The organism is Bradyrhizobium sp. 25ACV (genome assembly GCF_054863005.1).
In genome coordinates this window covers 59,584-83,650 of sequence record NZ_JAVAYO010000005.1, presented here as the reverse complement: position 1 = coordinate 83,650, position 24,067 = coordinate 59,584, and the positions used below count along the sequence as shown (strand labels likewise).

The window sequence follows — 24,067 nt, the reverse complement described above, 5'->3', positions numbered from 1 at the left end:
GCGGGTCGAAAAGAAAGCCTTTCCGAGAAAGTGGCGGCGTTAAACGACGCTCACGCCCAAAAGTCAAGGAAAGTTAGGGCGCCGGAATGTCTCTGCCAAGGTAACGTCCTGAAAATACGTCGCTTTCGACTGCCGGTTCCTTTTTTTCGGCGCCGCCCATATAGAAGGTGATGACTTACCTCCGCCACCAGTCCTGAAGCCCGCCGTGCCGATCACCCGCCGCCGCCTGTTCGGACTGCTTGCCGGGGCCGGCGCCCTGGTCGGTGTCCCGTCCCTTTGGATGTCCCGCATGAAAACCTACGACGGTCCCGCCTCCGACCATTTCGACGGTCTGAACTTCTTCGATCCGGACGGCGCGCCGCCGAAATCGCTGCGGGAGGTGCTGCGTTGGCAGCTCGGCGGCAAGCGGCAGCGCGCCACCTGGCCCGACTGGGCCCCCAGCCCCCATGCCGACACGCCGCCGGCGCGGGTCGATGGCGACAAGGTGCGGCTCTCCTTCGTCGGGCATGCCAGCTGGCTGATCCAGACCGGGGGCCTCAACATCCTGGTCGACCCCGTCTGGTCGACGCGGGTCTCGCCGGTCGCCTGGGCCGGGCCGAAGCGGCACAACGATCCCGGCATCGCCTTCGAGAAGCTGCCGAAGATCGATGTCGTGCTGGTCTCGCACGGCCATTACGATCATCTCGACATCGCAACGCTGTCGCGGCTCACCAAGAATTTTGCTCCGCGCGTGGTCACCCCGCTCGGCAACGACGTGACGATGCGCAGCTGGGATTCCACGATCAAGGTGGAGGCCTTCGACTGGCACGATCGCGTCGAACTCGGCGGCGGCATCGCGGTGCACCTGGTGCCGACCCGGCATTGGACGGCGCGCGGCATGTTCGATCGCAACAAGGCGCTGTGGGCGAGTTTTGTATTGGAGACGCCGGCTGGGAAAATCTACGTCGTCTGCGATTCCGGCTATGGCGATGGCCGGCATTTTCGCCGCGTCGCCGAGAAGCATGGGAAGCTGCGGCTGGCGATTCTCCCCATCGGCGCCTACGAGCCGCGCTGGTTCATGCGCGATCAGCACATGAATCCGGAGGACGCGGTGAAGGCGCTACGCGATTGCGGCGCCGAGGCCGCGCTCGGGCATCACCACGGCACGTTCCAGCTCACGGATGAGGCGATCGACGCGCCGGCCAAGGCGCTGCTCGAGGCGCTGGATGCTTCGAAGATTCCGCAGGAGCGCTTCGTGGCGATGCAGCCGGGGCAGGTGGTGGAGATTTAGCCCTTTCCACGCATACAGCTCGTGCCCCGGACGCAGCGCAGCGCTACTTCAGCGGTGCGCTGCAGAGCCGGGGCCCATGCCGCCGCGATGTGCCGAGTAGCTTGCTGGGTCCCGGCTCTGCGCAGCAGCGTTTCACGCTGCAGCGCGTCCGGGACACAAGACCTATTGCTCTTTCGCCTTGATCGCCCAGCTCACATTCACCGTCACCGACAGCGTTTCCTCGCCGGGCGCAACCGCGGCTTGCGGCGCTGCCATCGGCGCTGTTGCCATCCGCCCCTTGAATAGCGGCACCGGGCCGCCGCCCTCGGTGACGCTGAGCGGAGCGCCCAACGTCACGCCGGTGGCCTTGGCGTAGATCTCCGCCTTGCGGCGGGCGTCCACGACCGCCTGCTCGCGCGCGTCGTCGAGCAGTTTTGACGCCTGCGTCACCTCGAAGGAGATGTTGCCGACGTCGTTGGCGCCGGCACTGACCAGCGTGTCGATAATGCCGGCGACCTTGGTCACGTCGCGAATTTTCACGGTGACACGGTTGCTGGCGCGAAAGCCGACCACCGGGGATGCGCCGGTGGATTTGTTCTGGCCGTATTGCGGTTGCAGCGACAGCCGCGAGGTCTGGTAATCCTTCTCGGCAATGCCGGCGCCCTTCAACGCCAGCAGCACCTTGCCCATCGCGGCGTTGTTGGCATCGGACGCTTCCTTCGCCGTCTTGGCGTCGTTGGCGACGCCGGCGTCGATCTGCGCGAGATCGGGCGCCGCGGAAATGTTGGCTTCGCCGCTCACCGTGATGGCGGATGGAAAATCATCGGCAAGCGCGGGCGTTGTCAGCAGCGTGGCGGCGAAAACGGCGGCAAGGGACGTAGCAAGTACGGCAGTCTTTTTCATTGGTCTCACTTCAGCGGCACGAAAACGTTGATCACGAGCTTGTCCTCTGCCGTCTTCAGGGGATCGGTGAGGTATTCCTCGATGAAGGTGTCCTTGGCTTCCAGTCTCTTGTCGTCGAGGTGATTGGTGATCGCCTCGTAGGTGTTGTCCATGTTGTCGTAGGAACCGCGATGGACGAATTTCAGCACCTTGCCCTCCGGCGACTTGCCGATGCTCATGTCCTTAACCAGATTCTTGGGATCCTGCTCGACCGGGATCTCGGCAAGGAAGGTGAAGCCGGTGTCGTCGGTCGAGGTGTAGACGATCATCGCATTGCCTGATGGCTTGATGCCCTGCTTGTCCAGGAGCGTGTTCAGCGCCTTGAAGGCGTCGATCAGCGTGTCGAAGGCCGAGTCCCAATTGGCAGTGCCCTTGACCATCACGACCTTCTTGGCCTCGAGCGTGGTTTCCAGGCCGAACGGATCGGCGGTCTGCACCGGAGCGGGTGTCGCGGCGGCCGCCGGTGGTGGGGCCGTTGGGCTGGGTGAGGCACTGGCTGCGGGCGAGGGACTTGCCGAGGCCGGCGACGCGCTGGCGGCAGGCGACGGCGCGGGCGAGGCCGTCGCCGCTGGGGCAGGTGAGGCGCTCGCGGCCGGGGCGGGAGAAGCCGATGGGGCCGGCGAGGGACTTGCCGAGGCCGCCGGTGCCGGGCTGGGGGTTTGCGCCAGAACCTCAGGCAGGCCAAGCGACAAGGCCGCTGCCGGGATCAGCGCGGCCAGAGCAAGACGACGAAACCTGATCATTTTTATTCTCCCCAAGGCCTTAACCAGGGCCCTTCATCAGCAAGACCTTGCCCACCAAGGCCTAATCCGGCTTGAGCCCGGCCACGCATCCCGGTTCGCGGCGAGCTTTCGCCGTTCTAACACGCGGGTATCAAATTCGTCCCATGACAGATGCGTCATGGCAGTTCTCCTGGCAGTTCTCCTGGCAGTCCTCCCGGCGCCCGGCGGCAAATCACTGGCCAAGCCGCCAAGGATCGCCATATAAGACAGGCGAAATTCGGGAATTTTCATGAGCGCGCTGGCCAACCACGCATTTGCCAAGATGAACGGCATCGGCAACGAGATCGTCGTTGTCGACATGCGCGATTCCGCAGCAAAGGTGACGCCGGACGACGCCCGCGCGGTGGCGTCCGCCAACGGTGGCGTGGCCTACGACCAGCTCATGGTGCTGCAGAAGCCGCAGCTCGAGGGCACCGAAGCCTTCATCCGCATCTACAACAATGACGGCTCGGAGGCCGGCGCCTGCGGCAACGGCATGCGCTGTGTGGTGCGGCGCATCTTCGAGAAGAACGGGCAGACCACCGCGACGTTCGAGACGGCGGCCGGCTTGCTCAATGCCTGGCAGGGCCCGGCGTCCGATCTCTACACCGTCGATATGGGCGCGCCGAGGTTCGGCTGGCAGGACATTCCGCTGGCGGAAGAGTTCCGCGATACCCGCTACATCGAATTGCAGATCGGGCCGATCGACAATCCCATCCTGCATTCGCCTTCCGTCGTGAGCATGGGCAATCCGCACGCGATCTTCTGGGTCGACGACGTCAACGCCTATGATCTCGAACGTTTCGGTCCGCTGCTCGAAAACCATCCGATCTTCCCGGAGCGCGCCAACATCACGCTTGCTCATATCGTCGATGACAAGCACATCACCATCCGCACCTGGGAACGCGGTGCCGGCCTGACCAGGGCCTGCGGCTCGGCGGCCTGCGCCACGGCAGTGGCCGCAGCCCGCCTGAAGCGTGTCGAGCGCAATGTCGAGATCACGCTGCCCGGCGGCAAGCTCGGCATCGAATGGCGCGAACGTGACGATCACGTGCTGATGACGGGCACGGCGACCTTCGAATATGAGGGCAAATTCGATCCGGCGCTGTTTGCGCCGACCGCCTGATGGCCGTCGACGTCGTCACCTTCGGCTGCCGCCTCAATGCCTTCGAGGCCGAAGTGATCCGCCGCGAGGCCGAGGGCGCTGGCCTTTCAGACGCCATCGTCATCAACAGTTGCGCGGTCACCAATGAGGCGGTGGCGCAGGCGCGGCAATCAATCCGCAAACTGAAGCGCGAACGGCCCGAGGCGCGCATCGTCGTCACCGGTTGCGCAGCGCAGACGCAAGCTGCGATGTTCGCCGACATGACCGAGGTCGATCGCGTCGTCGGCAACGACGACAAGATGCGGTCATCCGCCTGGCGCGAAGCGCGCGATGCCTTCGATCTCGGCACCGGCGAGAAGATCGCCGTCAGCGACATCATGGCCGTGAGGGAGATGGCGCCACATCTCATCGACGGCTACACGCGCGGCCTGCCGCGCGTGTTCGTGCAGGTGCAGAACGGCTGCGACCATCGCTGCACCTTCTGCATCATCCCCTATGGCCGCGGCAATTCGCGCTCGGTGCCGATGGGCGCGGTGGTCGAGCAGGTGCGGACGCTGGCCGAACGCGGCCATGCCGAGATCGTGCTGACCGGTGTCGATCTCACCAGCTACGGCACTGACCTTCCGGGCACGCCGAAGCTCGGCATGCTGACGAAGCAGATCTTGCGGCACGTGCCGGAATTGAAGCGCCTGCGCATTTCCTCGATCGATTCGATCGAGGCGGATGACGATCTGCTCGATGCCATCGCGGATGATGCGCGGTTTATGCCGCATCTGCATCTGTCGTTGCAGTCCGGCGACGACATGATCCTGAAGCGGATGAAGCGGCGCCATTCGCGGCAGAATGCGATCGCATTCTGCGACCAGGTGCGCCGCCTGCGCCCCGATGTCCTGTTCGGTGCCGACATCATCGCGGGTTTCCCGACCGAGACGGAGGAGATGTTCTCGCGCTCGCTCGATCTGGTCGAGGAATGCGGCCTGACATTCCTTCACGTCTTCCCCTATTCGCCCCGCCCCGGCACGCCGGCCGCGCGGATGCCGCAGGTGGCGGGCGGCGTGATCAAGGAGCGCGCGAAGCGGCTGCGTGCGGCGGGCGAGATGGCATTGCGGCGGAGGCTGCAGGCCGAGATCGGTGCCACGCGCGACGTGCTGATCGAGAGTGAGGGCCAGGGGCGTACGGAGCATTATCTGCCGGTGGCGATTGCGGGCGAGCGCGTGGGAAGCGTGATGTCGCTGCGGATCGTTGGCAGCGATGGTGAGCGGCTCACCACGTAACAGGCTGGGATAAGTGCGCGGCGCTCTATCCTCCGCGTCGTCCCTGCGCACGCAGGGACCCATACCGCGTGATATATCGACTGCGGATGGTGCTCGTCCCAACGAAGCAGAGCAACTGACAGCCGTTGCCAAACGTCTCCCTGTGGTTATGGGTCCCTGCTTTCGCAGGGACGACACCGAGGGTGCCGATACGCCTTGCCCTAGAACGCGCCCCCTACGACGCCCTGACCTGCCAGAACCGCAGCGTCCGCTTTGCATTCTCCGGCGTCATCCGCGCGTAGTGCCCTTGCGCTCTTGCAAGATCGGCCGGCTTCATTGCGCCTGTGGCAAAACGGCTTTCGAGCACGGCGGTGGTGGTCTCCCAGCTGAGCTGCGCCGCCTTGCACGGCACCAGCAAGCCGTCGTCGCGCAGGCTCTGCATCAGCGGGCGGATCACCTCGACGGTCGATCCGGACAGGGCCGCCAGCGCCGCGGCGGTCTCTTCATAGCGCCGCTGCGTGGCGAAACCGAGCAGCGTTGCTTCGCTGAGCTGGCCGGTTGCCTTGAGCATTGCAATCGCCCGCTTGGCACCTTCGAAATCACGGACGCCCGACATCTCGCGATCGACGCCGACGGTGACGGCGGCGATCGCGCTCTGGATTTCCTCGAACAGATGCGGCGGCGCGCGCGACAGCAGGCGGGCGCGCACGGCATCGCTCGCCGAGCGCAGCAATCGGCGACGCAGCTCCGACGGCAGGTCGAGGCGGACGCCGACGCTGACGGCAAGTTCGGGATCGGCCTCGGCCTGCCCGATCATGACGGCGAATCCATTTCCGGAGACGCGCGCGCCGGGATTGGCGGCGAGCCGCCGGCTGACGCTGGGATAGCGGCGCGCCAGCAAGGTGTCGGTGACGATCTCTTTCAGCCACCAGCGTCCGGCGATCGCGAGCAGATGCGGCTCGCCCTTGGATGATGCGATCTTCACCAGCTCGCCGTCGTCGAGGCGGGCGGATTCCTGCAGCACGGGACCGGCGATGCGGATCTCGTTATTGCTGGCGAGGCGGCGGATCACGGAGGGCGGCGCCTGCGCGATCGGCGCCAGCTGCGCGCTGATCTCGGCGAGCGCGATGCGTGCGCCCATGTCCGCAAGCGCGCGAAGCTCGATGGTGCCGATCAGGCGCTCGAGCACCTCGTCGAACAGCGCGATCTGCTCGTCGTCGAAACTGCCGGCAGAGGAGAGGAACAGGTCGGTGACGCGCCGGGCCGTTTCCAGGCCCTTTTCCGCCGAGCCTGCGCGAATCGCGGATTCGACCTCTTCGATGATCGATAGCTCGGCCTTGGACATCACGCCCTGCTCATCCTGAGCGGTTACAGAAGCTTGTTCTAAGCAACCGTCATCATTAGCGGCGAGCGCTGAACGTTTCGTAAACCATGGGCCGGTAGCCGGGCACTGCTAAGCTCCTCACTATGAGGATCTGAAAGGCTATTCCCCGTTCCAGCCGCAGGCGCGGAGCTTTTCGTGCATGTGGGGTGGGGCCGGCGCCACGACGCGGACGGGCTCCTTGTTCCGGGAGATCGGCACCACGATCTCGCGGGAATGCAGGTGCAGCTTCGGCTCGCCGAAACGCGGGCCGTTGCCGTAAATGTTATCGCCGAAGATCGGCCAGCCGGTCGCGGCCGAATGCACCCGCAATTGATGGGTCCGCCCGGTCACCGGTTCCATGGACAGCCACGTGAAGCCGTCGCCCCGGCCCATCACTTTCCAGTTGGTGATCGCCTTCTGTCCTTCCGGATCAGGCTTCTGCCACCAGCCCCGCTCGGCGTTGAGCCGGCCGAGCGGCATGTCGATGGTACCCGCGTCCCCGGCGGGGCTGCCCTCGACCACGGTCCAATAGGTCTTGCTGATCTTGCCGTGCTTGAAGAGGAGGCCGAGCGAGGCGGTTGCCTTGCGGTGGCGGCCGAGCACGAGGCAGCCGGAGGTGTCCTTGTCCAGCCGGTGGGCCAGCACCGGCGGTCGCGGCAGGCCGAAGCACAGCGCGTGGAAGGAATCCTCCAGATTGGCGCCGCCCTTGGGACCGCGATGCACGGGAAGGCCGGCCGGCTTGTCGATGACCAGCATCAGCCCGTCGCGATGGAGCACGCGGGCCAGAATTTCATCGGCCGTCAATTGGGGAACATCGAGCAATTGCAAGACTTTCGGTCAAGACTTTCGTTTGGGAGCCGGAACGGCTAACACACCCCCGCCATGAACGATACCACGTCAGATCCCCCCAAGCTGAGCTGGTGGCGCCGCCTGTCCAACGGGCTGAAGCGCACCTCGTCCTCGCTCGGGACCGCGGTCGCCGACCTCGTCACCAAGCGCAAGCTCGACCGCGCCATGCTCGACGACATCGAGGACGTGCTGCTGCGCGCCGACCTCGGCACGTCAGTCGCGGTGCGGATCGCGGACGCCGTCGGCACCGGGCGCTACGACAAGGCGATCTCGGCGGACGAGGTCAAGGACGTCGTCGCCACCGAGGTCGAGAAGGTGCTGGCGCCGGTGGCAAAGCCGCTCGAGATCGATACGGCGAAGAAGCCGTTCGTGATCCTCGTGGTCGGGGTCAACGGCTCCGGCAAGACCACTACCATCGGAAAACTCTCGCAGAAATTCGCCTCCGAAGGCCGCAAGGTGATGCTGGCCGCCGGCGACACGTTTCGCGCAGCAGCCATCGAGCAGCTCAAAGTCTGGGGCGAGCGGACGAAGACGCCCGTGATCGCGGGCGCGCAAGGCTCGGATTCGGCGAGCCTTGCCTTCAACGCGCTGACGGCGGCGAAGGAGCAGAATATCGACGTGCTCCTGATCGACACCGCCGGCCGGCTGCAAAACAAGGCCGAGCTGATGAACGAGCTCGAAAAGGTCGTGCGCGTGATCCGCAAGGTGGATGACACTGCGCCGCATGCCGTGCTGCTTGTGCTCGACGCGACCGTCGGCCAGAACGCGCTGTCGCAGGTCGAGGCCTTCCATCGCACCGCCGGGGTCACCGGCCTCGTGATGACCAAGCTCGACGGCACCGCGCGCGGCGGCATTCTGGTGGCGCTCGCGGAAAAGTTCAAACTGCCGGTGCATTTCATCGGCGTCGGCGAAGGCGTCGACGATCTCGCGCCGTTCACCGCGCGCGATTTCGCCCGCGCCATCGCCGGAATCGAAAGCTGAAGAATGGACAAGACCCAGCCGCATCCGCTGTTCAAGCTGGCGACCGAGCTCGGGCCGCTGCTGGTGTTCTTCTTCGTGAATGCGAAGTTCAATCTGTTCGCGGCGACCGGCGCTTTCATGGTCGCGATCGTCGCGGCGATGGTCGCGTCCTACGTGGTGACGCGCCACATTCCGATCATGGCGATCGTCACGGGCGTGATCGTGCTGGTGTTCGGCACGCTGACGCTGGTGCTGCACGACGAGACCTTCATCAAGGTCAAGCCGACCATCATCTACGGCCTGTTCGCCGCGATCCTCGGCGGCGGGCTGCTGTTCGGCCGCTCCTTCATCGCCGTCATGTTCGACCAGATGTTCAATCTGACGCCGCAGGGCTGGCGCATCCTCACCCTGCGCTGGGCGCTGTTCTTTGCCGGCATGGCGGTGCTGAACGAGATCGTCTGGCGCACCCAGAGCACGGACTTCTGGGTGAACTTCAAGGTGTTCGGCGTCACCCCGATCACGATGATCTTCGCCATCGCCCAGATGCCGCTGACCAAGCGCTACGGTGTTGAGCCGGCGTCGCTGGAGACCAGCGAGGCGGACGCGGGGGACGTGAGGAAGGGCTGACGGTCTCGTGTCCCGGACGCGCGAAGCGCGAGCCGGGACCCAGTCTCTCTCTTCAGAACTGACGTCGTGGTGACATGGGCCCCGGCTCTGCAGCGCATCGATGAAGGATCGCTGCGCTGCGTCCGGGGCACGGAAGCGCCAGGCTAAGATCCCGCTGCCTTCAGCGCCTTCTCCATCTGCGGCAACAGCACCGTCCGCAGATTGTCCGGCGTGATCGGGCCGACCAGCTTGTAGACGATGGTGCCCTCGCGTCCCACGACGAAGGTTTCGGGTACGCCGTAGACGCCCCATTCGATCGAGGCGCGGCCGTTGGCATCCACGCCGACACGGCCGAACGGGTTGCCGTAGCGCCCGAGGAAACGCCGCGCGTTGTCGGACGCGTCCTTGTAATTGATGCCGACGAGCTGGAAGCGCTTGTCCTTGGCGAACTCGGTCAAAAGCGGCGCCTCGTCATGGCACGGCACGCACCAGGACGCCCAGACATTGACCAGGCTGACCTTGCCCTTGAACGCGGCGGGGTCGAGGCCGGGCACCTGCGCGTTGTCGATCTGCAATCCCTCGAGCGGCGGCAGTGTCGTCTGCGGCGCGGGACGACCGATCAGCGCGGAGGGAATCCGCGAGGGATCGCCGCTGCCGAGCCGGAACCAGAACAGCAGTGCCAGTGCGATGAACGCAATCAGCGGCAGCACCATCAGGAAAGTGCGGCGCTGCGGCCCTGCGGAGGTCGACTGACCGCTCATGACGCGTCCATGGCGCTACGGCCGGAGCGGCGGGTGATGCCGCGCTCCTCCAGCTCGCGCAGGCGCTGCGTCTGGTTGCGATAGTCGAGCACGATCCAGCCGATCAGGATCACGACCACGAGGGCCGCTGCGGCATAGGACGTCACGATGAAGGATGCATAAGGACCGAGCGACATCATCCTGCGGCCCCAATTTCTTTCGACGCGCTTTGTCCGCGCGAACCGGTGCCCATTTCGTTCGAGAACGCGACACGGCTCGCCTGCATCATTTGCAGGGAGCGGACCCGGCGGCGCAGGATCTCGTTGCGCATCGCAGCCAGATGCAGCGTGACGAACAGCAGCGTGAAGGCGATCGCCATCACCAGCAGCGGAATCAAGAACGATTTGTCGAGGGCCGAGCCGCCCATGCGCATCACCGAGGCCGGCTGGTGCAGCGTGTTCCACCAGTCGACCGAGAACTTGATGATGGGCAGGTTGAGCGCGCCGACAAGGGTCAGCACCGCGGCGGCGCGTGCGGCACGCGAGGGATCGTCGACCGCGCGCCACAGCGCCATCAGGCCGAGATACATCAGGAACAGGATCAGCACCGAGGTCAGCCGCGCATCCCATTCCCAATAGGTGCCCCACATCGGACGGCCCCACAGCGAGCCCGTCAGCAGCGCGAGGAAGGTGAAGGCGGCGCCGATCGGAGCTGCGGCCTTGGCGGCGACGTCGGCGAGCGGATGCCGCCACACCAGCGTGCCCAGCGAGGCGATGCTCATCACGCCCCAGACGAACATCGACAGCCAGGCGTTGGGCACGTGGATGAACATGATCTTCACGGTCGCGCCCTGCTGATAGTCATCGGGCGCAAGCGCGGCTTGATAGAGACCGATTGCAAGCAGCAGAACGGTCGCGGCCGCGAGCCACGGCAGGACCCGCGCTGTCAGCGCAAGGAACCGCGTGGGGTTGGCGAGGTCGATCAGCGTCATGGTACCCTGATAATCATCGGTGGCCGCTCAGGCAATCAGCACGAAAGCGAGGGATGAAAGTTGATCGGGGTCAAGGTCAATCGCGCGCATCTCAATCGAGCCCGTGCCGCAGGCTCGCTGCGGCTGCGAAGGGGCCGATCACGAGGCTGACCAGGGATAGCGCGCACAGGATCGAGAACGGCGCGCCGAACGTCATCGGGCCGACGATCACGGCCTGCGAGGCCGCTACCCCGAAAATCAGCACGGGAATCGACAGCGGCAGCACCAGCACCGCCATCAGCAGCCCGCCGCGATGCAGCGTCACCGCCAGCGCCGCGCCGATCATGCCGGTGAAGGTCAGGGCCGGGGTGCCCGCCAGCAGCGTCAGCGCCACCGCGCCGGTCGCGACCATGTCGAGGTTGAGCAAGAGACCGAGCACGGGGGTTGCGACAATCAGCGGCAGGCCGGCGGCCAGCCAATGCGCCAGCGCCTTGGCGGCGCAGGCGAGTTCCAGCGGCGTCCGGCTCATCGTGATCAGGTCGAGCGAGCCGTCCTCGTGGTCGGCCATGAACAGCCGGTCGAGGGTGAGCAGGCTCGCCAGCAGCGCGCCGAGCCAGAGGATGGCCGGCCCCAGCCGCGACAGCAGCGCCAGGTCCGGCCCCACCGCGAACGGCATCAGCACCACCACGGTCAGGAAGAACAGCACGCCAATCAGCGCCCCGCCGCCAACACGGAGCGCGATCCTGATGTCCCGGCGGACGAGGGCGGAGAGGGCGGTCATGGGGTGCCTCCCGCGGCGGAGTCGCTTGGTTTGATGGCATCGAGCCGCAGGCGCAGTGCGCTCCCTCCCCCCTTGTGGGGGAGGGCGGGGGAGAGGGGTAGCCCCGGGAGAGATGCTCGTTGGAAAGGGATCGCCAGCAACAGAGCGCCCGCCTTTTGAAGGCTAGAACCGAGACGTCTTGCCGTGTGGCACCCCCCTCCCTGCCCTCGAGAGCGAGCATCGCTCGCCTCGGACCCCACAAGGGGGGAGGGAACGGAGAGAGCGGGGCCCCGCCGCTCGGAAAGCTGAGGGTCGTGTCGCCTCACGCCACACCCCCGATCCGCAGCTCCCGCGAATCGATCCCCAGCGGCGCATGGGTCGCCGCGATGATCAGGCCGCCGCGCGACAGGTGCTCGCGCATCAGGCCGCCGAACATGTCCTGTCCGGTCACGTCCAGCGCGTTGGTCGGCTCATCTAGCAGCCAGACCGGGCGGCGTACGGTCAAAAGCCGCGCCAGCGATAGCCGGCGGCGCTGGCCGGCGGACAGGAAGCCGGCGGGCAGGTGGGTGGCATGCTCGAGCCCCACCGTGGCGAGGCTCTCGGCGAAGTCAAAACGCTCCCCTCCAAGGAAATCGGCCCAGAAAGTCAGGTTTTCCGCCACGCTGAGCGCCGGCTTCAGGGCATCGCGGTGGCCGAGATAGTGGCACTGCTCCGGCAGCGTCATTTCAGCGTCGCCCCCGTCCAGTACGATCGTCCCGCCCGCCGGTACGAGCAGGCCCGCGATCAGCCGCAGCAGCGAGGTCTTGCCCGACCCGTTGCGGCCGACGACCGCCACCGCTTCGCCGGCGACGGCCTCGAAATCGAGCCCGGCAAACACCTCGCGGCCGCCGCGCACGCAAACCACCCCGCGCCCGGACAGCTGCATCTTGCCTCGTGCCACCCCGCTCAAAGCCGGGCCTCAGGAAAACTTGGGGTAGCGCATGGGAATTTTTGGCTCGCGAATGCTGCGGTACGATTGTGGCTGTGGCGGCGCGGTTAGAAAGCTTCTATAAGCCCGGAACTACTTGATGCAGCAACTCAACCTGCCCCTGCAAGCGGCCCAGCCTGATACGCTAACGGTGTTAAAATACCCTGCCGGGTATAACTAACAATTGGGATTCCTACATGACCTCGCTCGACAGCTTCAAATGCAAAAAGACCCTCAAGGTCGGCGCCAAGACCTATGTCTATTACAGCCTGCCCACGGCCGAGAAGAATGGTCTGAAGGGAATCTCGAAACTTCCCTATTCGATGAAGGTCCTGCTCGAGAACCTCCTGCGCAACGAGGACGGCCGCTCGGTCAAGAAAGAGGACATCGTCGCGGTCTCGAAATGGCTGCGCAAGAAGTCGCTGGAGCATGAGATCGCCTTCCGCCCGGCGCGCGTGCTGATGCAGGACTTCACCGGCGTGCCCGCGGTGGTCGACCTCGCCGCGATGCGCAACGCGATGCAGAAGCTCGGCGGCGATGCCGAGAAGATCAATCCGCTGGTGCCGGTCGATCTCGTCATCGACCATTCCGTGATCGTGAACTTCTTCGGCGACAACAAGGCCTTCGGCAAGAACGTCACCGAAGAGTACAAGCAGAACCAGGAGCGCTACGAGTTCCTGAAGTGGGGCCAGAAGGCGTTCTCGAACTTCTCCGTCGTGCCGCCCGGCACTGGCATCTGCCACCAGGTCAATCTCGAATATCTCTCCCAGACGGTCTGGACCAAGAAGGAGAAGATGACGGTCGGCAAGAAGACCGGCACCTTCGAGGTCGCCTATCCCGACTCGCTGGTCGGCACCGACTCCCACACCACCATGGTCAATGGTCTGGCCGTGCTCGGCTGGGGCGTCGGCGGCATCGAGGCGGAAGCCTGCATGCTCGGCCAGCCGCTGTCGATGCTGCTGCCCAACGTCGTCGGCTTCAAGCTGAAGGGCGCGATGAAAGAAGGCGTCACCGCGACCGACCTCGTGCTCACCGTGACGCAGATGCTGCGCAAGCTCGGCGTGGTCGGCAAGTTCGTCGAGTTCTTCGGCCCCGGCCTCGACAATCTCTCGGTCGCCGACAAGGCGACCATCGCCAACATGGCGCCCGAATACGGCGCGACCTGCGGCTTCTTCCCGGTCGACGCCGCCGCGATCGACTATCTCAAGACCTCCGGCCGTGCGGCGCCGCGCGTCGCGCTGGTGCAGGCCTATGCCAAGGCGCAAGGGCTGTTCCGCACCGCCAAGTCGGCCGATCCGGTGTTCACGGAAACGCTGACGCTCGATCTCGCCGACGTCGTGCCGTCGATGGCCGGTCCGAAGCGTCCCGAAGGCCGCATCGCGCTGCCGTCGGTCGCCGAAGGCTTCTCGCTTGCGCTCGGCACCGAGTACAAGAAGGCCGAGGAGCCCAGCAAGCGCTTCGCCGTCGAAGGCAAGGATTTCGAGATCGGCCACGGCGACGTCGTGATCGCCGCCATCACCTCCTGCACCAACACCTCGAACCCGAGCGTGCTGATCGGCGCCGGCCTGCTGGCCCGTAACGCCGCCGCGAAGGGCCTGAAAGCAAAACCGTGGGTGAAGACCTCGCTCGCCCCGGGCAGCCAGGTCGTCGCCGGCTATCTCGCCGATTCCGGTCTGCAAAAGGATCTCGACAAGGTCGGCTTCAACCTGGTCGGCTTCGGCTGCACCACCTGCATCGGCAATTCAGGTCCGCTGCCTGAGGAGATCTCGAAGTCGATCAACGACAACGGCATCGTCGCCGCCGCCGTGCTCTCGGGCAACCGCAACTTCGAAGGCCGCGTCTCGCCTGACGTGCAGGCGAACTACCTGGCCTCGCCGCCGCTGGTGGTCGCGCACGCGCTCGCGGGCAGCGTCACCAAGAACCTCGCGGTCGAGCCGCTCGGCGAGGGCAAGGACGGCAAGCCGGTGTACCTCAAGGACATCTGGCCGACGACCAAGGAGATCAACGCCTTCATGAAGAAGTTCGTGACCGCGTCGATCTTCAAGAAGAAGTACGCCGACGTGTTCAAGGGCGACACAAATTGGCGCAAGATCAAGACGGTCGAGAGCGAGACCTATCGCTGGAACATGTCGTCGACCTACGTGCAGAACCCGCCTTATTTCGACGGCATGAAGAAGGAGCCGGAGCCGGTCACCGACATCATCGAGGCGCGCATCCTCGCCATGTTCGGCGACAAGATCACCACCGACCACATCTCGCCGGCCGGTTCGATCAAGCTCACCTCGCCCGCTGGCAAGTATCTCAGCGAGCACCAGGTGCGCCCCGCCGACTTCAACCAGTACGGCACGCGCCGCGGCAACCATGAGGTGATGATGCGCGGCACCTTCGCCAACATCCGCATCAAGAACTTCATGCTGAAGGGCGCGGATGGAAATATTCCGGAAGGCGGCCTGACAAAGCACTGGCCCGACGGCGAGCAGATGTCGATCTACGACGCCGCGATGAAGTACCAGCAGGAGCAGGTGCCGCTGGTGGTGTTCGCCGGTGCCGAATACGGCAACGGCTCATCGCGCGACTGGGCCGCCAAGGGCACCCGCCTGCTCGGCGTGCGCGCCGTGATCTGCCAGAGCTTCGAGCGCATCCATCGCTCCAACCTGGTCGGCATGGGCGTGCTGCCGCTGACCTTCGAGGAGGGCACCTCCTGGTCGTCGCTCGGCCTCAAGGGCGACGAGAAGGTCACGCTGCGTGGCCTGGTCGGCGATCTCAAGCCGCGCCAGAAGCTGACCGCGGAGATCGTCTCGGGCGACGGTTCGTTGCAGCGCGTTTCGCTGCTCTGCCGCATCGATACGCTGGACGAGCTCGACTACTACCGGAACGGCGGTATCCTGCACTACGTGCTGCGCAAGCTCGCGGCCTAAGCGCGAATTTGTGAACGGTGGCTCACCGCGACGTGAGTAGAAGGTTAAACGAAGGCGGCCTATCACAAGGCCGCCTTCGTGCGTTTGCGGCATGCTCCAGATGGGCCCGTCCGGCGGAAAACCTTCTTTCGGATGGTTGGCCTGGACCGTCGGGTGTGTCGCGCCCCGTAAGACTACGGTGACCATCCGGCGATAAGATCTCCCTTTCCACGAGCAATGGTGTGCGGCGTTCGACATGACAACAATGACGGCTTCTCATCTGGTTTCACGTTGGTCCGGTGCGCTCTGGTCGGGAGCTCTCGGCATCTGTGCGATCGTCGCCGTCATCCGTCCTGCCGAGGCCGATCCCCGCGCCGTTGTCGAATTGTTTACCTCGCAGGGCTGCTCCTCCTGCCCGCCCGCCGACCAGATCATCGGCGATCTCTCCAAAGACCCGTCGATCATCGCGCTGAGCATGCCGATCGACTATTGGGACTATCTGGGTTGGAAGGACACGCTGGCGGATTCGCGCTTCTCTGCACGGCAGCGTGCTTATTCGCGCATGCGCGGCGACCGCGAGGTCTACACGCCGCAGGTCGTGGTCAACGGCTCCACCCATGTCATCGGCAGCGATCGTGTCGGCATCGAGAGCGCGATCGGCAAGACCGACAAGGGCACGGGTGTGATGAGCGTGCCGGTGACGATGTCGCTCGCGGGCAAGCAGATCAACGTGTCGGTGGCGGCGAGCAACGAGCCGGCCGCCTCGCATGGCGAGGTCTGGATCTGTTCGATCGCCAAGTCGGTCCCGATCGCGATCACCCGCGGCGAGAATCGCGGACAGCAGGTCACCTATCACAACGTGGTGCGCAACCTGCTCAAGGTCGGTGACTGGACCGGGCGTTCGGAAAGCTGGACGGTGCCGATCGAGAACCTCACACGCGACGGCGTCGACGGCGCGGTGGTCTATGTCCAGGACGGCAGCCGCGACAAGCCCGGCACGATGCTGGGTGCGGCGTACACGTCGCTGCACTGATTTCAATTCTCTAGCGTCGTACTGACTGGCACCCATCATGGTGAGGAGCGCGCCCTTGCGCGCGTCTACCGGGCGATGCTTCGCATCGCCGTGAGAACCATGCAGGCCCCGCTCACGCAGCTCGGCCTCGATCCTTCGAGACGCCGCGCGAAGGACGCGCGGCTTCTCAGGATGAGAGACTGTTGGCGCTGATGAGAGAAGAATTTCGCCGAAGCAGAAACATCCCGGCACAAACAAAAAAGGACCAACTTGCGTTGGCCCTCCTTGTTGCGCGTACAGACCCGATCCTGTTCGACCCCGGGGGGCTGGGGGCTGAGGAATCCGGAACCGAAAGGACCGGGTCAACGCACACGAGTCTTTTCGCAATGCAGGGCGGCAGTCGCTAGGCGGAAAAGCGGCGAGAGTATGATTCCTGCTAACGATCCCGTGACGGTTTGCCGCGAGGGAGTTCCACCATAGCGTGTGCCCCGAATCGTAACCGATTCGACCGGTTGAATCAGGAGCCCCTTGCGGCGGTGGCCGGTTGGCGCAATCATGCAGCTGTCATGATCCAGGTTCCGGGGACGGTCTTCGCGGATTCGGGTCATGCCGTGCGATGAGGAAGCGCTCCATGAGTCTGTCGGAGGATGCCGATCCGAGCGAGCAGCGCGCGGCGGCGCGCCCCGCCGCGGCGACGACGCAACTGAGCCGGGTGACGTTCAACCGGCTCGAGCTGCACCGTATTCTCAATCTCTACGGCCGCATGGTCGCCGACGGCGAATGGCGCGACTATGCCATCGACTTCCTGAGGGATCGCGCCGTGTTCTCGGTCTATCGCCGTGCCTCGGAAGTGCCGATCTACCGCATCGAGAAGGATCCGCGGCTGGCGCGGAAGCAGGGCATGTACAGCGTGATCTCGGCGACGGGACTGATCCTGCGCCGCGGCCACGAGCTGGAGCGCGTGCTGCTGGTGATCGATCGGAAGCTGGCGGTGGTGTAGCCGCATAGACCGTGCCGTTGGGTGGGCAAAGGCGCGCAGCGCCGTGCCCACGAGCTTTCTCAATCGCCGGGATTGGTGGGCACGCTATCGCTTTGCCCACCCTACGAGACCTACTTTGTCGGCACCGTCTTCGCGCCCTCGCCGAGGTCGCGCTGCATCATCACCGTATCAAGCCAGCGGCCGAATTTCAGCCCGACATTGGGATGCGTGCCGATCATCTTGAAGCCGCCCCTGGTGTGCACGCCGATCGAGCCGGCATTCGCGGAATCGCCGATCACCGCGATCATCTGGCGGAAGCCGCGCGCCTCGCATTCGGCGACCAGTCGCTCCAGCAGCTTTGATCCGACACCGCGGCGGTGGAAGGAGGGATCGAGATAGATCGAGTTCTCGACCGTGAAGCGGTAGGCCGGGCGCGGGCGGTAGGCGCCGGCATAGGCATAACCGGCCACGCGGCCGTCGAGGATGGCGACGAAATAGGGATAGCCGCCGTCGACCAGCGCGCGATAACGGCGCGTCATCTCCACGAGGTCAGGCGGCTCCAGCTCGAACGTCGCGGTGCCCTCGCGGACGGCCTGCTGGTAGATGGCGGTGATGGCGGGAAGGTCGGCCTCGGTTGTAGGCCTGATTTCAGGTGCGGACATGGGACAAGATTAGAGCCTTCCCGCTTCTGCTGAAAGGGGCAACGGTGTTGCCACACCCGTCATTGCGAGCGCAGCGAAGCAATCCAGAAATGCATCCGCGGAGGGACTCTGGATTGCTTCGCTGCGCTCCATCCGGGCTACGGGGCGCCCCCCGCGCCCAAACAAAAACCCCGGCCTTTCGGCCGGGGTTCCTATCCGTTCTCTCGTCGTTGCGCTTAGTCGCGCTGACCGAGGAGCTGCAGCAGCAGCGTGAACAGGTTGATGAAGTTCAGGTACAGCGACAGCGCGCCGGTGATGGCCGCACGCTCTGCGATGTCACCGCCGGCCGAGGCGTAGCCGTAGATGTAGTCGTTCTTCAGCCGCTGGGTATCCCAGGCGGTGAGGCCCGCGAACACCAGCACGCCGACCACCGACACGATGAACTGCAGCATCGAGCTCGCCAGGAACAGGTTCACCAGGCTCGCGATGATGATGCCGATCAGGCCCATGAACAGGAACGAGCCCATGCCGGTCAGGTCACGCTTGGTGGTGTAGCCGTAGAGGCTCAGCGCACCGAAGGTGGCCGCGGTGATGAAGAACACCCGCACGATCGAGGTGTGCGTGAACACCAGGAAGATCGACGACAGCGAGATACCCATCAGCGCCGCGAACACCCAGAACAGGATCTGGGCGGTCGAGGGGGCGAGACGGTTGATGCCCGCCGAGATCACGAACACCATGGCGAGCGGCGCGAGCATGAACAGCCATTTCAGCGGGCTGACGAACATCGCGTAGCCGAACGGCGTCAGGAACAGCTTGCCGACGCGGACGGATTCCGCCGTCGGAACGTCGGTCACGGCAGCCATGTAGACGCCGAGCGCAGCAAGGCCCGTGATGGCGAGGCCAATGCTCATGTAGTTGTAGATGCGCAGCATATAGGCGCGCAGGCCGGCATCGACCGTCGCGGCGTCAACACGCCCGGCGGCCCTGCCGAAAGGAGAAGCGTAGTTACGGTCTAGGTCCGACATGGTCGAATTCCCGTTGGTTGGTCCGGTCCGGCACGAGGGTCGCCATGCCGCCGGTTCGTCAAACTCTATCTCGGATACCGACGCCAACCGACTAAATTTTGGCTAACAATCGGGGCTCCGAACCCATTCGATATGTGGGAAACTAACACATTCGCTGCAACCTTCCACGCGCGGCTGAATGTCGCCCTTGGCGGCAATCCTGACGCGAACCTGACGAGCAGTCGTGGTTAATCGCAGAAATCGTGCGATTTCGCTCTCGTGCGGCCCTCCGCTACATTTTGTCACAAATTCCGCAACACCGTGGCGGGCTTTTTGTTCAACGCCAGCAGCGTGCCCGCGAGCCCGAGCCCGACCGTGACGACAAGCGCGGCCGCGACCACGCCCGCCGCGCTGCCGGCCTGCCAGACGAAGCTCAGCGTCATCAGCCGCGTCACGATCATCCAGGCCGCGATGCTGCCGGAGATCATGCCGAACACCGCGGTCGCGAGCCCGATCAGGAGGTATTCGAGCGCATAGGCACCGAGCAGCCGCAGCCGCGTCGCGCCCAGCGTCTTCAGGATCACCGCATCGTAGACCCGGTGGCGATGGCCGGCGGCGAGCGCGCCGCCGAGCACCAGGATCGCCGAGATCAGGGTCACGGCGCTGGCACCGCGGATCGCTAGCGCCAGATTGGTCACCACAGAGCCGACCGTCTCCATCACCTCGCGCACGCGCACGCTCGTCACCATCGGATAGGCGTCGGCGACCTGCTTGATGATCTTGCCGTCGCCTGCCGCAGTTCCGCCCGTTTCCGTCAGCGTCGCGATGTGGGTGTGAGGGGCGCCCTTGAAGGCGTTCGGCGAGAACACCAGAACGAAGTTGATGCCCATCCCCTGCCAGTCGATGGTGCGCAGATTGCCGATTTTGGCCGGGATGTCGCGGCCGAGCACATTGACCACGACCTCGTCGCCGAGCTTGAGGCCGAGCCCGTCGGCGATCTTCTTCTCCATCGAGACGAGCGGCGGGCCGGAATATTCGGCGCTCCACCATTCGCCCTCGACCACCTTGGAGCCTTTCGGCAGCTCGCCGGTATAGGTCAGGCCGCGGTCGCTCTGCAGCACCCACTCCGAATCGGTGGTCGGCTTGAGCTCCTCGGCGCGTACGCCGCGCGCGGCGACGATGCGCCCGCGCAGCATCGGCACGTCCTCGACCGTCGCGCCCGGCGCGATCCGGCGCAGATAACCGTCGAACTGCTCGGCCTGCGTGCTCGGGATGTCGATGAAGAAGAAGGACGGCGCGCGGTCCGGCAGGGCTGCGAGGAACTGCCGGCGCAGATTGCCGTCGATCTGGGTGATGGTGACGAGCACGGCGAGCCCAAGCCCCAGCGACAGCACCACCGAGGGCGTCAGCGCGCCCGGCCGGTGGATGTTGGCGATCGCCAGCCGCAGCATCGGCAGCCGCGTCCGCGGCAGCCGCCGCGCGATCGCCATCAGCAGGGCGGCGATGCCGCGCAGCAAGGCGAACACGACGACCGAGGAGGCCACGAACACCGCGGCGATGCGCTTGTCGAACGACAATCCGATCACGACTGCGATCAGCGCCGCGATCACGACGGCCATGAACACGAGATAGCTCGCGCGCGGCCGATGCCATTCCGAGCTGATGGTATCGCGGAACAGCGCGGCCACCGGCACGTCATGGACGCGCCCGAGCGGCCACAGGCCGAAGGCGAGCGCGGTCAGGAGGCCGTAGACGAAGGACAGCGCCAGCTCGTCGGCATGCACGGCCGGCACCACCGGCAGCGGCAGCAGCTTGCCGAACAGGCCGACGATCGCGAACGGCATCGCGGCGCCGAGCGCAAGGCCGATGATCGAGCCGATGCCCGCGAGCAGGAGAACTTGCGCGAGATAGATGCCGAACACGTCGCGGCCGGTGGCGCCGACGGCCTTGAGGGCCGCGATCACTTCGAGGCGGCGGTCGATATGGCTCTTCACGGCATTGGCGACGCCGACACCGCCGACCAGCAGCGCGGCAAGGCCGACCAGGGTCAGGAACTGGGTGAAGCGGTTAATGTTGCGTTCGAGCTGCGGCGAGGCGTTGGAGCGGCTGCGGATCTCCCAGCCCGCCTGCGGCGCGGCGCTCCGCGCGTCCGCGATGAAGGCTTCGGTGGCACGCTCGTTGTTCGCCGTATCAGGCAGCTTCACCCGGTAGACCCAGCGCACCAGGCTGCCGGGCTGGATCAGGCCGGTGGCGCGCAGGCCCACCTCGCTGATCAGGAAGCGCGGGCCGAAGCCGATGCCGCCGGCGAGCTTGTCGGGCTCGGCTTCGACGGTAGAGCGGATCTGGAAGGTCGCAGCGCCAATGGTGACGCGGTCGCCGGTCTTGAGGGAGAGTCGCGCCAGCAGCGTCGGATCGGCGGCGGCGCCGAACGAGCCATCGCGCTCTGCAAGCAGGTCGGACATCGGCAGCTGTGGCGCCAGCGTCAGCTGGCCCAGCATCGGATAGGTGTCGTCGACCGCCTTCATCTCGACCAGTGCGAGCTGGCCATCGGCCGCGCGCGCCATGCCGCGCAAGGTCGCCGCGGTCGAGACCGTGCCGCGTGAGCGCAGGAAGGCGACCTCTTCAGGTTTCGCTTCGCGCTGGAACAGCACGAAGGAGACGTCGCCGCCGAGCAGCGTGCGGCCCTCGCGGGCCAAGCCGTCGGAGAGGCTCGCCGACACCGAGCCGACGCCGGCGATCGCCATCACGCCGAGCGCGATGCAGGCGATGAAGACATAGAAACCGCGCAGGCCGCCGCGCAATTCGCGCAGCGCGTAACGCAGCGACAGCGCGATGCCGTTTGGCTTCGCGAACGGTTCGGCCGAGGCGCTCATGCCGGCGCAGACTGGGTGTCGATGCGGCCCGAACGCAGGCGGATCACGCGGTCGCAGCGATGCGCGAGCGAGGAATCGTGCGTGACCAGCACCAGCGTCATGCCGCGCTCGGCATGCTTGCTGAACAGGAGGTCGACGATCTGCTTTCCGGTGGCCTCATCCAGATTGCCGGTCGGCTCGTCCGCGACCAGGATGGCGGGATCGGGCGCCAGCGCGCGGGCGAGTGCGACGCGCTGCTGCTCGCCGCCGGACAATTGCGTCGGATAGTGATGCAGGCGGTCGCCGAGCCCGACCGATTGCAGCTCCTGCGCCGCGCGCGTTGCGGCGTCGGGATTGCCGGCAAGCTCCAGCGGCACCGCGACGTTCTCCAGCGCCGTCATGGTCGGGATCAGATGAAAGGACTGAAAGACGATGCCGACCTGGCGGCCACGGAATCGGGCCAGCGCGTCCTCGTCGAGGGCATTGAAAGGCGTGCCCGACACCACCACCTCTCCGCTATCAGGACGCTCCAGCCCCGCCATCACCATCAGCAGCGTGGATTTGCCCGAGCCTGACGGGCCGATCAGGCCGACCGTCTCGCCCGAGGCGACCCGCAAGCTGATATCCTTGAGGATGTGAACGCGTGCCGCGCCCGTGCCCAATGAGAGATTGACGTTGGAGATGGCGATGGTGTCCGCGGCAGCGGTGAGCGACGAGGGTTCGATGCGAGTGTCCATGGTCCGGTCATATGGCAACTCCGATAGCGCGGTCGAGAGGCGTTACGGATTGTTCATGCACATAGCCGTGTTGATGCTCGGTTTGATGACGATCGCGACGACGCCGTCGTTGCAGGCCCAGCCGGCGGCCAAGCCGATCAAGCTCGTGGTCCTCGGCGATTCCCTGAGTGCGGGGCTTGGCCTCCCGGCCCAGGATGCATTCCCGGCCAAGCTCAAAAAATCCTTGCAAGACAAAGGTATAGCCGTCGACATGACCAACGCCGGGGTGTCCGGCGACACCTCCTCGGGCGGCCGCGACCGGCTCGACTGGTCGGTCCCCGACGGAACCGACGGCGTCATCGTCGAGCTCGGCGCCAACGATGCGCTGCGCGGCGTCGATCCCGATTTGACGCGCGCCGCATTGACCGACATCGTCCAGCGGCTGAAGGCGCGCAAGATCGCGGTGATGCTGTGCGGCATGCTGGCGCCGCCGAATTACGGCGCCGATTATGCCGCGCGCTTCAATTCGATTTATCCGGATCTGGCGAAGAAATTCGACGTGCCGCTCTATCCGTTCTTTCTCGAGGGCGTTGCGGCCGACGCCAAGCTCAACCAGGCCGACGGCATTCATCCGACTGCGGCCGGCGTCGACATCATCGTCGGCAACATCATGCCCACCGCGGAGGCATTCCTTGGCACCATCGCTGAGCAACGACGTTGAAAAGCGGGCAGCGCCAACCCTCATACCCAGGGTTTTACCGGGGTGAGGCGCGCGATGCTTCGCAGAGTCACACAACTGCGATAGGAATCAGGGTACCGGTGATTCGTCACCGGCTCTAAAATTTGGATATGGTCTGTCCCACGGATCATGCCCAAGCATCGGGAGTGCGAAACGATGCCGCGTTTGTTCACTGGTCTGGAAATCCCGGCCGAAGTCAGCCAGACGCTTTCCAATTTGCGGGGTGGCCTTCCCGGCGCCCGCTGGATCGATCCCGAAAATTATCACGTCACCTTGCGCTTCATCGGCGATATCGACGGCCTGTCCGCCAACGAGATCGCATCGATGCTGTTTCGCGTCGACCGCAAACCGTTCGAGGTGAAGGTGCAGGGGCTGACGAGTTTTGGCGGTCGCAAACCGAGAGCGGTCGTTGCGACGATCGCGCCGAGCAAGCCGCTGATGGAATTGCAGGCCGAGCTCGAGCGCATGATGCAGCGGATCGGCCTCAACCCTGAAGGCCGCAAGTTCATCCCGCATGTCACGCTGGCCCGGCTGCACGATGCCTCCGACCGCGACGTCGCCGACTATCTCTCGCTGCGTGGCTACTTCCCGAGCAAGGCGTTCATGGCGGAGCGGTTCGTGCTGTTCTCGTCGCGCGCCTCCACTGGCGGCGGGCCGTATGTCGTCGAGGACGCCTACGAGCTGTGTGCGTAGCTCGCG

General features: G+C 65.3%; 23 protein-coding genes. 10 read left to right on the top strand and 13 right to left on the bottom strand.

The window, feature by feature from the left end:
* Window positions 1–205 precede the first annotated feature (205 nt).
* Complete coding sequence (locus RAD04_RS13150) at window positions 206–1,270, top strand: MBL fold metallo-hydrolase (protein ID WP_461624130.1); 1,065 nt, start codon at window positions 206–208, stop codon at window positions 1,268–1,270.
* Between the two features lie 162 nt (window positions 1,271–1,432).
* Here the strand turns inward: RAD04_RS13150 and RAD04_RS13145 are convergent, their stop codons facing one another.
* Window positions 1,433–2,152 carry an SIMPL domain-containing protein gene (locus RAD04_RS13145; RefSeq protein ID WP_461624129.1) on the bottom strand — a complete coding sequence of 240 codons (720 nt, stop codon included), beginning with the start codon at window positions 2,150–2,152 and terminating at the stop codon, window positions 1,433–1,435.
* A 5-nt stretch (window positions 2,153–2,157) separates the two neighbouring features.
* Window positions 2,158–2,934 carry a GyrI-like domain-containing protein gene (locus RAD04_RS13140; protein WP_461624128.1) on the bottom strand — a complete coding sequence of 259 codons (777 nt, stop codon included), beginning with the start codon at window positions 2,932–2,934 and terminating at the stop codon, window positions 2,158–2,160.
* A 268-nt stretch (window positions 2,935–3,202) separates the two neighbouring features.
* Between RAD04_RS13140 and dapF the strand changes: the two genes are divergently transcribed.
* The gene (dapF, locus tag RAD04_RS13135; RefSeq protein WP_461624127.1) at window positions 3,203–4,078 is read left to right on the top strand and encodes a diaminopimelate epimerase; all 876 of its coding nucleotides are present in this window, start codon (window positions 3,203–3,205) and stop codon (window positions 4,076–4,078) included.
* Window positions 4,078–5,331: a tRNA (N(6)-L-threonylcarbamoyladenosine(37)-C(2))-methylthiotransferase MtaB gene (gene mtaB, locus RAD04_RS13130; protein WP_461624126.1), complete on the top strand. Its 1,254-nt coding sequence runs from the start codon at window positions 4,078–4,080 to the stop codon at window positions 5,329–5,331. The genes dapF and mtaB overlap by 1 nt, the downstream gene beginning before the upstream one ends.
* Window positions 5,332–5,545: 214 nt before the next feature.
* Here mtaB and RAD04_RS13125 read toward each other — a convergent pair whose 3' ends face one another.
* Window positions 5,546–6,655, bottom strand: coding sequence for a DUF2336 domain-containing protein (locus tag RAD04_RS13125; protein ID WP_461624125.1), 1,110 nt, complete (start codon window positions 6,653–6,655; stop codon window positions 5,546–5,548).
* 138 nt (window positions 6,656–6,793) lie between these two features.
* A complete protein-coding gene (locus RAD04_RS13120; protein WP_461624124.1) occupies window positions 6,794–7,495 on the bottom strand; it encodes an RluA family pseudouridine synthase in 702 nt (233 codons plus the stop codon).
* A gap of 60 nt (window positions 7,496–7,555) precedes the next feature.
* Between RAD04_RS13120 and ftsY the strand changes: the two genes are divergently transcribed.
* The gene (gene ftsY, locus RAD04_RS13115; protein ID WP_461624123.1) at window positions 7,556–8,503 is read left to right on the top strand and encodes a signal recognition particle-docking protein FtsY; all 948 of its coding nucleotides are present in this window, start codon (window positions 7,556–7,558) and stop codon (window positions 8,501–8,503) included.
* A gap of 3 nt (window positions 8,504–8,506) precedes the next feature.
* A complete protein-coding gene (locus RAD04_RS13110) occupies window positions 8,507–9,109 on the top strand; it encodes a septation protein A (RefSeq protein WP_461624122.1) in 603 nt (200 codons plus the stop codon).
* A 143-nt stretch (window positions 9,110–9,252) separates the two neighbouring features.
* Here the strand turns inward: RAD04_RS13110 and RAD04_RS13105 are convergent, their stop codons facing one another.
* The 5 genes from RAD04_RS13105 to ccmA form a co-directional block, all read right to left on the bottom strand.
* Entirely contained in the window at window positions 9,253–9,849 is a 597-nt protein-coding gene (locus RAD04_RS13105; protein ID WP_461624121.1) for a DsbE family thiol:disulfide interchange protein, read from the bottom strand.
* Entirely contained in the window at window positions 9,846–10,028 is a 183-nt protein-coding gene (gene ccmD, locus RAD04_RS13100; protein ID WP_104466286.1) for a heme exporter protein CcmD, read from the bottom strand. Before ccmD ends, RAD04_RS13105 begins: the two co-directional genes overlap by 4 nt.
* The gene (locus RAD04_RS13095) at window positions 10,025–10,819 is read right to left on the bottom strand and encodes a heme ABC transporter permease (protein ID WP_461624120.1); all 795 of its coding nucleotides are present in this window, start codon (window positions 10,817–10,819) and stop codon (window positions 10,025–10,027) included. The genes ccmD and RAD04_RS13095 overlap by 4 nt, the downstream gene beginning before the upstream one ends.
* 91 nt (window positions 10,820–10,910) lie before the next feature.
* A complete protein-coding gene (gene ccmB, locus RAD04_RS13090) occupies window positions 10,911–11,579 on the bottom strand; it encodes a heme exporter protein CcmB (protein ID WP_018318886.1) in 669 nt (222 codons plus the stop codon).
* Between the two features lie 301 nt (window positions 11,580–11,880).
* Window positions 11,881–12,483, bottom strand: coding sequence for a heme ABC exporter ATP-binding protein CcmA (gene ccmA, locus RAD04_RS13085; RefSeq protein ID WP_461624119.1), 603 nt, complete (start codon window positions 12,481–12,483; stop codon window positions 11,881–11,883).
* A 239-nt stretch (window positions 12,484–12,722) separates the two neighbouring features.
* On the opposite strand from ccmA, the gene acnA reads away from it, so the two are divergent.
* The 3 genes from acnA to RAD04_RS13070 all read left to right on the top strand — a co-directional run bounded on the left by acnA (window position 12,723) and on the right by RAD04_RS13070 (window position 17,434).
* Window positions 12,723–15,443, top strand: coding sequence for an aconitate hydratase AcnA (acnA, locus tag RAD04_RS13080; RefSeq protein WP_461624118.1), 2,721 nt, complete (start codon window positions 12,723–12,725; stop codon window positions 15,441–15,443).
* A gap of 235 nt (window positions 15,444–15,678) precedes the next feature.
* Entirely contained in the window at window positions 15,679–16,455 is a 777-nt protein-coding gene (locus RAD04_RS13075; RefSeq protein WP_461624117.1) for a DUF1223 domain-containing protein, read from the top strand.
* 610 nt (window positions 16,456–17,065) lie between these two features.
* Window positions 17,066–17,434, top strand: coding sequence for a DUF2794 domain-containing protein (locus RAD04_RS13070; protein ID WP_091964958.1), 369 nt, complete (start codon window positions 17,066–17,068; stop codon window positions 17,432–17,434).
* A 110-nt stretch (window positions 17,435–17,544) separates the two neighbouring features.
* Here RAD04_RS13070 and RAD04_RS13065 read toward each other — a convergent pair whose 3' ends face one another.
* From RAD04_RS13065 to RAD04_RS13050, 4 genes are all read right to left on the bottom strand, one after another.
* Window positions 17,545–18,075 (bottom strand): GNAT family N-acetyltransferase, encoded by a 531-nt coding sequence (locus RAD04_RS13065; protein ID WP_461624116.1) that lies wholly within the window; start codon window positions 18,073–18,075, stop codon window positions 17,545–17,547.
* A 215-nt stretch (window positions 18,076–18,290) separates the two neighbouring features.
* Window positions 18,291–19,082, bottom strand: coding sequence for a Bax inhibitor-1/YccA family protein (locus RAD04_RS13060; protein WP_018318880.1), 792 nt, complete (start codon window positions 19,080–19,082; stop codon window positions 18,291–18,293).
* A gap of 281 nt (window positions 19,083–19,363) precedes the next feature.
* A complete protein-coding gene (locus RAD04_RS13055) occupies window positions 19,364–21,934 on the bottom strand; it encodes an ABC transporter permease (protein ID WP_461624115.1) in 2,571 nt (856 codons plus the stop codon).
* Window positions 21,931–22,650 carry an ABC transporter ATP-binding protein gene (locus RAD04_RS13050; protein ID WP_461624114.1) on the bottom strand — a complete coding sequence of 240 codons (720 nt, stop codon included), beginning with the start codon at window positions 22,648–22,650 and terminating at the stop codon, window positions 21,931–21,933. Before RAD04_RS13050 ends, RAD04_RS13055 begins: the two co-directional genes overlap by 4 nt.
* 55 nt (window positions 22,651–22,705) lie before the next feature.
* On the opposite strand from RAD04_RS13050, the gene RAD04_RS13045 reads away from it, so the two are divergent.
* Window positions 22,706–23,350: an arylesterase gene (locus RAD04_RS13045; protein WP_461624393.1), complete on the top strand. Its 645-nt coding sequence runs from the start codon at window positions 22,706–22,708 to the stop codon at window positions 23,348–23,350.
* 174 nt (window positions 23,351–23,524) lie between these two features.
* Window positions 23,525–24,061 carry an RNA 2',3'-cyclic phosphodiesterase gene (gene thpR / locus RAD04_RS13040; RefSeq protein WP_091965126.1) on the top strand — a complete coding sequence of 179 codons (537 nt, stop codon included), beginning with the start codon at window positions 23,525–23,527 and terminating at the stop codon, window positions 24,059–24,061.
* Window positions 24,062–24,067 lie beyond the last annotated feature (6 nt).

What these genes read in the sequence shown, in the direction of transcription:
- RAD04_RS13145 (WP_461624129.1), bottom strand. Translation starts at nt 2,152, where the DNA reads ATGAAAAAGACTGCCGTACTTGCTACGTCCCTTGCCGCCGTTTTCGCC.
- RAD04_RS13140 (WP_461624128.1), bottom strand. Translation starts at nt 2,934, where the DNA reads ATGATCAGGTTTCGTCGTCTTGCTCTGGCCGCGCTGATCCCGGCAGCG.
- dapF (WP_461624127.1), top strand. Translation starts at nt 3,203, where the DNA reads ATGAGCGCGCTGGCCAACCACGCATTTGCCAAGATGAACGGCATCGGC.
- mtaB (WP_461624126.1), top strand. Translation starts at nt 4,078, where the DNA reads ATGGCCGTCGACGTCGTCACCTTCGGCTGCCGCCTCAATGCCTTCGAG.
- RAD04_RS13125 (WP_461624125.1), bottom strand. Translation starts at nt 6,655, where the DNA reads ATGTCCAAGGCCGAGCTATCGATCATCGAAGAGGTCGAATCCGCGATT.
- ftsY (WP_461624123.1), top strand. Translation starts at nt 7,556, where the DNA reads ATGAACGATACCACGTCAGATCCCCCCAAGCTGAGCTGGTGGCGCCGC.
- RAD04_RS13110 (WP_461624122.1), top strand. Translation starts at nt 8,507, where the DNA reads ATGGACAAGACCCAGCCGCATCCGCTGTTCAAGCTGGCGACCGAGCTC.
- RAD04_RS13105 (WP_461624121.1), bottom strand. Translation starts at nt 9,849, where the DNA reads ATGAGCGGTCAGTCGACCTCCGCAGGGCCGCAGCGCCGCACTTTCCTG.
- ccmD (WP_104466286.1), bottom strand. Translation starts at nt 10,028, where the DNA reads ATGATGTCGCTCGGTCCTTATGCATCCTTCATCGTGACGTCCTATGCC.
- RAD04_RS13095 (WP_461624120.1), bottom strand. Translation starts at nt 10,819, where the DNA reads ATGACGCTGATCGACCTCGCCAACCCCACGCGGTTCCTTGCGCTGACA.
- ccmB (WP_018318886.1), bottom strand. Translation starts at nt 11,579, where the DNA reads ATGACCGCCCTCTCCGCCCTCGTCCGCCGGGACATCAGGATCGCGCTC.
- ccmA (WP_461624119.1), bottom strand. Translation starts at nt 12,483, where the DNA reads ATGCAGCTGTCCGGGCGCGGGGTGGTTTGCGTGCGCGGCGGCCGCGAG.
- acnA (WP_461624118.1), top strand. Translation starts at nt 12,723, where the DNA reads ATGACCTCGCTCGACAGCTTCAAATGCAAAAAGACCCTCAAGGTCGGC.
- RAD04_RS13075 (WP_461624117.1), top strand. Translation starts at nt 15,679, where the DNA reads ATGACAACAATGACGGCTTCTCATCTGGTTTCACGTTGGTCCGGTGCG.
- RAD04_RS13070 (WP_091964958.1), top strand. Translation starts at nt 17,066, where the DNA reads ATGAGTCTGTCGGAGGATGCCGATCCGAGCGAGCAGCGCGCGGCGGCG.
- RAD04_RS13065 (WP_461624116.1), bottom strand. Translation starts at nt 18,075, where the DNA reads ATGTCCGCACCTGAAATCAGGCCTACAACCGAGGCCGACCTTCCCGCC.
- RAD04_RS13060 (WP_018318880.1), bottom strand. Translation starts at nt 19,082, where the DNA reads ATGTCGGACCTAGACCGTAACTACGCTTCTCCTTTCGGCAGGGCCGCC.
- RAD04_RS13055 (WP_461624115.1), bottom strand. Translation starts at nt 21,934, where the DNA reads ATGAGCGCCTCGGCCGAACCGTTCGCGAAGCCAAACGGCATCGCGCTG.
- RAD04_RS13050 (WP_461624114.1), bottom strand. Translation starts at nt 22,650, where the DNA reads ATGGACACTCGCATCGAACCCTCGTCGCTCACCGCTGCCGCGGACACC.
- RAD04_RS13045 (WP_461624393.1), top strand. Translation starts at nt 22,706, where the DNA reads ATGCACATAGCCGTGTTGATGCTCGGTTTGATGACGATCGCGACGACG.
- thpR (WP_091965126.1), top strand. Translation starts at nt 23,525, where the DNA reads ATGCCGCGTTTGTTCACTGGTCTGGAAATCCCGGCCGAAGTCAGCCAG.